7 protein-coding genes are annotated in these 7723 nt (G+C 49.9%); 5 read left to right on the plus strand and 2 right to left on the minus strand.

The window, feature by feature from the left end:
* Nucleotides 1-30: 30 nt before the first annotated feature.
* From HUU10_08605 to HUU10_08620, 4 genes are all read left to right on the plus strand, one after another.
* Nucleotides 31-693: a succinate dehydrogenase cytochrome b subunit gene (locus HUU10_08605; protein NUQ81654.1), complete on the plus strand. Its 663-nt coding sequence runs from the start codon at nt 31-33 to the stop codon at nt 691-693.
* A complete protein-coding gene (locus tag HUU10_08610; GenBank protein ID NUQ81655.1) occupies nt 693-2606 on the plus strand; it encodes a fumarate reductase/succinate dehydrogenase flavoprotein subunit in 1914 nt (637 codons plus the stop codon). Before HUU10_08605 ends, HUU10_08610 begins: the two co-directional genes overlap by 1 nt.
* Nucleotides 2606-3346, plus strand: a complete 741-nt coding sequence (locus HUU10_08615; protein ID NUQ81656.1) for a succinate dehydrogenase/fumarate reductase iron-sulfur subunit — start codon at nt 2606-2608, stop codon at nt 3344-3346. The genes HUU10_08610 and HUU10_08615 overlap by 1 nt, the downstream gene beginning before the upstream one ends.
* Before the next feature lie 226 nt (nt 3347-3572).
* Nucleotides 3573-4445 carry a DUF2911 domain-containing protein gene (locus HUU10_08620; protein NUQ81657.1) on the plus strand — a complete coding sequence of 291 codons (873 nt, stop codon included), beginning with the start codon at nt 3573-3575 and terminating at the stop codon, nt 4443-4445.
* An 11-nt stretch (nt 4446-4456) separates the two neighbouring features.
* Here the strand turns inward: HUU10_08620 and HUU10_08625 are convergent, their stop codons facing one another.
* On the minus strand, nt 4457-5296 hold the full coding sequence (locus HUU10_08625) for a hypothetical protein (protein ID NUQ81658.1): 840 nt from the start codon (nt 5294-5296) through the stop codon (nt 4457-4459).
* A 112-nt stretch (nt 5297-5408) separates the two neighbouring features.
* On the opposite strand from HUU10_08625, the gene HUU10_08630 reads away from it, so the two are divergent.
* A complete protein-coding gene (locus HUU10_08630; protein NUQ81659.1) occupies nt 5409-7253 on the plus strand; it encodes an endonuclease in 1845 nt (614 codons plus the stop codon).
* A 53-nt stretch (nt 7254-7306) separates the two neighbouring features.
* On the opposite strand, the gene HUU10_08635 is transcribed toward HUU10_08630, so the two are convergent.
* Nucleotides 7307-7591, minus strand: coding sequence for a GIY-YIG nuclease family protein (locus tag HUU10_08635; GenBank protein NUQ81660.1), 285 nt, complete (start codon nt 7589-7591; stop codon nt 7307-7309).
* Nucleotides 7592-7723 lie beyond the last annotated feature (132 nt).

Raw genomic sequence — 7723 nt, forward strand, 5'->3', positions numbered from 1 at the left:
GTTTTTAACTGACACATCTGAGGACTCTTCATGCAGTGGTTTATTAAGGCCCTTTCCACCTCCATCGGGAAGAAGTTGCTGGTCGGCCTCACCGGGCTGTTTCTGTGCATATTCCTGGTCGTCCACCTCTACATCAACCTGCACCTTCTCAAGACAGACGGGGGTGAGGAATTTAAAGCACTCGCTCATTTTATGGGAAATACCTGGGCCATCAAGGTGATGGAAATCGGTCTGTTCCTGGGCATTCTGCTTCATATCATTTACAGCATTCTGATCACCCTGCAAAACCGGTCAGCCAAAGCGGTCGGCTATGCAAAATCCCCCAATCCAGGAACAAGCAGCTGGGTTTCCCGCACAATGATCTTCTGGGGACTTCTGATCCTGGTTTTTCTGGTTATTCACCTTCAGGGAATCTATTTCAAATACAAATTTGGCAGCGAACCGGTCGATTTGTACGTTCTGACCGTACAGGTCATGAGCGATCCGGTCTGGGCCATTGTATACATCCTGTCGATGGTCGGATTGGGAATTCATCTTTATCACGGATTTCAGTCGGCTTTTCAGACTTTCGGGTGGAACACCCCGAAATACAAACCCCTCATTAACCTGGTTGCGGTGGTATTCTGGCTGGGGATTCCTGCCGGTTTTGCCTTCCTGCCTGTCTTTTTTGCCTTTCTTGGAGGACATCAGTAATGGCTTTGGATTCTAAAATTCCTGCCGGTCCCATTGCCGAAAAATGGACCAATCATAAATTCAATCTGAAACTGGTTAATCCGGCCAATAAACGGAAATATACCGTTATTGTAGTAGGCACCGGTCTGGCTGGCAGTTCTGCCGCCGCTACTCTTGGGGAGCTTGGCTATAACGTACTGGCCTTTTCCTACCATGAATCACCAAGACGTGCACACTCCATTGCCGCACAGGGCGGAATCAATGCTGCGAAAAATTATCAGAATGACGGTGACAGTGTTTACCGGCTGTTCTATGACACCGTAAAAGGCGGGGATTACCGTGCCCGTGAAGCCAATGTGTTTCGCCTGGCAGAAATTTCAGGAAATATCATTGATCAGTGCGTGGCCCAGGGAGTTCCGTTTGCACGTGAATATGGCGGATTGCTCGACAACCGGTCGTTCGGGGGTGCACAGGTCAGCCGGACCTTCTATGCTAAAGGTCAGACCGGGCAACAGTTGCTTCTCGGTGCCTATTCGGCTCTCAACAAACAGATCCATGATAAGAAGGTCACCTTCTATCCGCGGCATGAAATGCTCGACCTGGTCGTTGTCGATGGAAAGGCCCGCGGAATCGTAACCCGGAATCTGGAAAATGGCGAGGTTCAATCCTTTGCCGGCGATGCAGTCTTGTTATGCACCGGTGGTTACGGAAACGTCTTCTTCCTGTCGACCAATGCCATGTACTGCAATGCAAGTGCTACCTGGCGGGCCCATAAAAAGGGCGCCTTTTTCGGCAATCCGTGTTTCACACAGATTCACCCGACCTGTATCCCTGTTTCCAGCGGACACCAATCCAAACTGACCCTGATGTCGGAATCCCTCAGAAATGACGGTCGCGTATGGGTTCCGAAAAAAGCCGGTGACAACCGTCCCGCCAATCAGATTCCGGAAGAGGAACGCGATTACTACCTCGAGCGCATCTATCCTTCCTTCGGAAACCTGGTTCCCCGTGATGTGGCTTCACGCCGTGCCAAAGAAATGTGCGACAAAGGTCATGGGGTTGGTACCACCAAGCTGGCAGTTTATCTCGACTTTGCTGATGCCATCAAACGAAATGGCAAAGAATGGGTCGAAGAGAAATACGGGAACCTGTTTGACATGTACAAGCAGATCACCGGTGAAAATCCCTACGAAGTGCCCATGCGGATCTATCCGGCCGTTCACTACACCATGGGCGGTCTTTGGGTGGATTACAATCTGATGAGCAATGTACCCGGGTTATTTGTTCTGGGCGAAGCCAATTTCTCAGATCACGGTGCAAACCGCCTGGGCGCCTCTGCTCTGATGCAGGGTCTGGCTGACGGCTATTTTGTAATACCCTACACCCTGGGTGATTATCTGGCCACCAAGGGATCCGATAAGCTTACCAACTCTCATGAGGCTTTTAAAAAGGCCGAATCAGAGATCAACTCGGTTAATAAGAAATTACTTTCCATCAAGGGAAATACCACGGTTGACGAATTCCATCGCCGCCTCGGAAAGGTCATGTGGGATAAAGTCGGAATGGCCCGGAATGAAAAAGGTCTGAAGGAAGCCATTGCCGAAATCAAAACCATCCGAGAGGAATTCTGGAAACAAGTCAACGTTCCCGGAACCGAGGAAGAATTCAACCAGGAACTGGAGAAGGCTTTACGTGTTGCCGATTTCATCGAACTGGGTGAATTGATGGCCCGTGATGCTCTGGAGCGGGAAGAATCCTGCGGTGGTCACTTCCGCGAAGAACATTCGACCGATGATGGTGAAGCCAAACGGAATGATGAGAAATTTTCCTATGTGGCTGCCTGGGAGTACAAGGGAGAAAACACGCCCGAAGTGCTTCACAAGGAAGAGTTAAAGTTTGAATATGTAAAACCTTCTCAACGGAGTTACAAATAATGAATATTTCTCTTAAAGTCTGGAGACAGCGCAACAAGTCGGCCGACGGGGAGTTCAAAACCTACAAGGTTGAGGAGGTCTCTCCCGACATGTCTTTCCTCGAAATGCTGGACATGCTGAACGAACTTCTCGTTAAACGCGGCGAGGATCCCATTGCCTTCGATCATGATTGCCGTGAAGGGATTTGCGGTACCTGCAGCATGGTGATCAACGGCCGTCCGCACGGACCAATCAAAGGGGTCACCACCTGTCAGCTGCACATGCGCAGTTTCTCCAATGGTGATACCATTGTGGTTGAACCCTTCCGCGCCCGTTCCTTCCCGATAGTGAAGGATCTGGTGGTGGATCGCTCCTCTTTTGAACGGATCATGATTGCCGGTGGCTATGTCTCGGTCCGCACCGGAAATGCCCCCGATGCCAATGCCATCCCGATCAATAAACACGATGCCGATGAGGCCTTCAATGCTGCTGCCTGTATTGGTTGCGGTGCTTGCGTGGCTTCCTGTAAAAACAGCTCGGCCATGTTGTTTGTTGGTGCCAAAATCAGCCAGTATGCCCTGTTACCACAAGGCCAGGTTGAGGCAAAGGAACGGGTACTCAATATGGTTGCTGCCATGGATGCTGAAGGATTCGGGAATTGTTCAAATACAGGAGCCTGTGAGGCCACCTGTCCGAAGGGCATTAACCTGACTCACATTGCCCGACTGAACCGGCAATACACCACAGCTTTACTCAGCTGATCTTTAAACTTCTCTGAAACCAGGGTCCGGTCTCGCCGGACCCTTATTTTCCCACCCTCATTTAATAGGCCATTCAGGCGATGTCGTCTTCGAAGGGCCCACCAGATTCATTTTCAAATCCATCCGATCACCGGGATTCCAACTTAGTAAGTTTTCATATAAAGACAATCCTTCTTTTTTCTGACTTTCCTCGATTATTTTTGATTCAGTAATAAAACAGGAGGATGTGATGCATCGGTTTGGATTGGGATTGATTGTCTGTTGCCTTGTTATCAATAGTGAGCTACATGCGCAACCATTTCCGGCTGATAGTCCGCCTGCCACGACCATTCAGCGCGTGGGGCTCGATGACATTACCATCACCTACAGTCGTCCCGGAGTGAAAGGCCGTACGATTTTCGGCGAGCTGGTTCCCTTTGGGTCGGTCTGGAGAACCGGAGCCAATAAACCCACTCTCATCACTTTTACCGATACCACCAGCATTGAGAAGTCACAGACCCGCATTCACCCGGGAACCTATGCATTGTATACCATCCCGGGGAAAGATCAATGGACCATTATCTTCAGTAAGACCACCACACTCTGGGGAGCCTATGGATATGATCAGACCAATGATGCCTTGCGGGTCACGGTTCCCTCAAAAACTGATAATCCGTTTAAAGAAACCTTCCTGATTCATTTTAACGAAGTGACCGATCACAGTGCGCAGGTTGTGCTCGAATGGGAACGCACCCGTGTATCCTTTACAGTTTCCGTTGATATTAAGGATCGTATTCTGGCCGGTATGCGCGAAAAACTGGCCTCCACCGATCAGGCCGACTGGTCGGTTTACCTCAGCGGGGCCCGGTATCTTCTGAACAATCAGCTTGAATTGCCACTGGCACTTACCTGGATCGAACAATCCATTGCCATCCGTGAGGAGTACAACAACCTCTGGATCAAGGCACAGATCCTCGCTGCGCAAAACCGGTATCCTGAAGCCATTCAGGCCGGAGAAAAGGCGCTGAAAAAGGGAACGACGGGTGAGAATGCACCTTACTTTCCCTATGAGGCCGTTTACAGAACCGAAATCGGAAAGTGGAAGGCAAAGGTGAAGTAACGGGCCTGACCTCAGATAGGAACGAGCACTCCTGCCAGCCAAACCAGCCCTGAAGACCGGTTTCCGCCCGTAACGGGAATCCGTACCTGATAATGGATCCCGATTTCACGGGTAAGCAGGACCAATCCACCGGGCTGAACCGTCAGTCCGGAAACTCCATTGCCAAATCCGTTGATCGCCGGATCGGTTGCTTCAATTTTACCGATCGGAAATTGGTAAGTAACCGGACAACCAATCAGATTTTCCCGGCCGTACCGGTAATAAAAACCGGCACCCACCAGGGCCGTGTGGTTCCGGTTCAGATCACGCAGCTCTCCGGTTGCCTGAATCTTCCAGAACAGCGGCCCGGATGAAGAGTTCGGCTGCATCTGTAAATGAAAGGCGTATTTCAATTCGCCGCTTCCCAAAGGAACCGGATTATCGAACCGGCCTGATGATGCAATGGGAAAGGTCATTTCACCTGCAAGCAAGATGGTGACCGCCTGAAACGGATTTTCATAGGCCAGTCCAAAAACAGGGTCACCCATTCCTTCTGTGTTGCTGCCGGGTATACGGTCCTTTGAAGAAAGGGAATGCTGCTGCCAAACCGGTAAATGAGTGTACAGGGCTACCTGCCCGGCGACCGGTAACCAAACGGACGTAATGACCGACCAGGTCCGGTACTTCCCGATCTGGTAACGATCACCCTTATAATCAAACGCATACTCTGATACCTGAAAGGACCCGGCCACACTGACCACAGGAATATTTTCCCGACCATTCATGATCCATTCGGGCACCTGACAAATACCGGTCCTGGAATAAAATCCGGTAAGGAAAATGAAAAGAAAAATGATTAAACGTGGTTTCATGGCAACAGAACTGGTTCCATTTTAAGGATGAATCCAATAGGAAACAACTGACCGGAACGGTTTAGAAAGACTACCGTTTTCTTCCGTATCTTTACCAACCGACCAGACCACCATGATGACCTTTACCTTTTCTCTGATTCTTCAAACCGGATTGCTTTTCCCGGGTCAAACGGGTGAAGCGCTGCAACAGCAGATCCGGGCTGCATATACCCCTGCTTCACTGATCAGCTACAGCCGGGCACAGGACTCGGTTTTTAAGGCTTTATACTGGTCTGGTGACTCAGTCGAATGTATTTACGGCGGTTTCCGGGTTTTCCTGGATCCGCAATCTGATCCATCCACCACGGTATACCAGAACGGGGCCGGACTTTCTGTCGAGCATGCCTGGCCCCAGAGCAAGGGTGCATATGGCACAGGCAGGTCTGACCTTCACCACCTGTTTCCTGCCAAACAATCCATTAATTCTGCGCGGGGAAACAATCCATTTTGCGAAAGCCCCGATAACCAGACACAGACCTGGTATTTCCGTCAGTATTCACAAACAGTGAGTCCCCAGACAGGGGCCGATCTCTGGAGTGAAAGAAATGGAATTTCAGGTTTTTTTGAACCCCGCGAACAGGAAAAAGGTCGTCTGGCAAGAGCAATGGCCTATTTTTACACCATTTACCGGACCGATGCGGATGCGGCCGATACCAGTTTCTGGGGCCTTCAGGCCGAAACGCTGCTACAGTGGCACCGGCAGTTCCCACCCGATGCTGTTGAGATTGCCAGACAAACCAGAATACAATCCATTCAGGGGAACCTGAATCCATTCATCACGGACACCTCCCTTTTTTCCAGAGCCTACTTTTCAGATGGGGATCAGCAAACACCCACTAAACCACTTCTGTTTTTTTCTGAGTATGTCGAGGGAACATCCAGCAATAAATACCTGGAGATTGTCAATGCGGGTTCTGAAACTGTGGCATTGGGTGATATTCGGGTAAGTCTTTATTCAAACGGGGCCACAACGGCCAGCAATAATTTTCTTCTTTCCGGGTCATTGAATCCGGGCGAGGTCCTGGTTCTGAAAAATTCTCTTGCCACTTTGTACACCGGCAAGGCAACGATTGCCAGTTCGGTCGTGAATTTTAACGGTGATGATGCTCTCTCACTGACCTGGATAACCTCTGGTGATACGCTGGATATTTTTGGCCGGATAGGAGAGGACCCCGGATCGGCATGGATCTCAGGTGATAAATCGACTTTGGACCGGACCCTTGTCAGGAAATCATCTGTTGTTAAAGGAATCCAGACAAATCCTTCATCCGGATTCCCCACACTCGGCACCGAGTGGGATGTTTATCCAACCGACACGATCAGTGACCTGGGCTTTCACGAACTTGATAATGGTCCCACAGTCCCTGTTCAGCATGGTCCGCTTAATTGGGTCATTTTTGGTGGTCAGGCAGAGGTGGCCTGGACCACTTACAGCGAATCAGGAAACGCCGGATTCTGGCTGGAGGCACAACTGGAGGCCCATCACTGGAATCCGCTTGCTTTCTTGGAAGGCAGAGGAACCTCGACTGACCCCAACTATTACCGGTTAACCTCTTCCTTTCCGGATAATTGCAAAAGGCTAAGGTTGAGTCAGGTAGATCTGGATGGAACGCGTACCGTTTTGGGTGAACTTGCTGTATCTGGAAATTCCGGAATCATTCGTGATCTGTCGATTGTGGCAGCATACCCGAATCCGTTCAATCCGACCACGACGATTGTATTAGCCATTCCTGCCAGACAACACATTCAATTGTCAGTTTTTTCAGTTACCGGGCAGCAGGTTGCTACCCTGGTGAATGATTCCCTCTCTGCCGGTATCCATCACATTCCCTGGAATGCAAGCGGTCTGACTTCCGGAACCTATCTGTTAAAAGTCAACCAGCATCAAAAAGGTATTCAGGTCCTGCTGCTCAAATAAAGTCGATTATCCATCCGCACCCGCTTCAGACACATTGGATTCCCAATCCCAAATCATTCATGCGGTTGTTTAAAAAATGGTCCGTTTTCTGCACCAGGCATTCCGATTAATTCTCTGATTTTCACTGCACTTTTCCATGATTTGATCAACCGCTCTTTTCGGCACGCCTCCGATCTTGTCTGATACTGGTTTGACCATACCAATTCCCATGGCCTGCCAGGACGTGTGGATTTATCATAACCAGCGTTATGATGATTAAGTCTGGTTTCCAGATCGGCTGCAGAGCCGATGTAAAACCGTCCGGTTTTTGATGAGAAGAGAATGTAGCAGTAATACATCGGGATTCTAGTACACTGGTTGTGCCTTTTTCTTTGTGGAGCTAAGCGGGATCGAACCGCTGACCTTCCCGATTCCTTCGGGACGCTCTCCCTCTTCTCCGGAAACACAAGGCACTATTGTTACGATATAAA

Source organism: Bacteroidota bacterium, assembly GCA_013360915.1.
Lineage (GTDB): Bacteria > Bacteroidota > JABWAT01 > JABWAT01 > JABWAT01 > JABWAT01.

Bases quoted from the DNA above. Each gene is read 5' to 3' on its own strand.
- HUU10_08625 (NUQ81658.1), bottom strand. From the start codon at position 5,296: ATGAAACCACGTTTAATCATTTTTCTTTTCATTTTCCTTACCGGATTT.
- HUU10_08635 (NUQ81660.1), bottom strand. From the start codon at position 7,591: ATGTATTACTGCTACATTCTCTTCTCATCAAAAACCGGACGGTTTTAC.
- HUU10_08605 (NUQ81654.1), top strand. From the start codon at position 31: ATGCAGTGGTTTATTAAGGCCCTTTCCACCTCCATCGGGAAGAAGTTG.
- HUU10_08615 (NUQ81656.1), top strand. From the start codon at position 2,606: ATGAATATTTCTCTTAAAGTCTGGAGACAGCGCAACAAGTCGGCCGAC.
- HUU10_08610 (NUQ81655.1), top strand. From the start codon at position 693: ATGGCTTTGGATTCTAAAATTCCTGCCGGTCCCATTGCCGAAAAATGG.
- HUU10_08630 (NUQ81659.1), top strand. From the start codon at position 5,409: ATGATGACCTTTACCTTTTCTCTGATTCTTCAAACCGGATTGCTTTTC.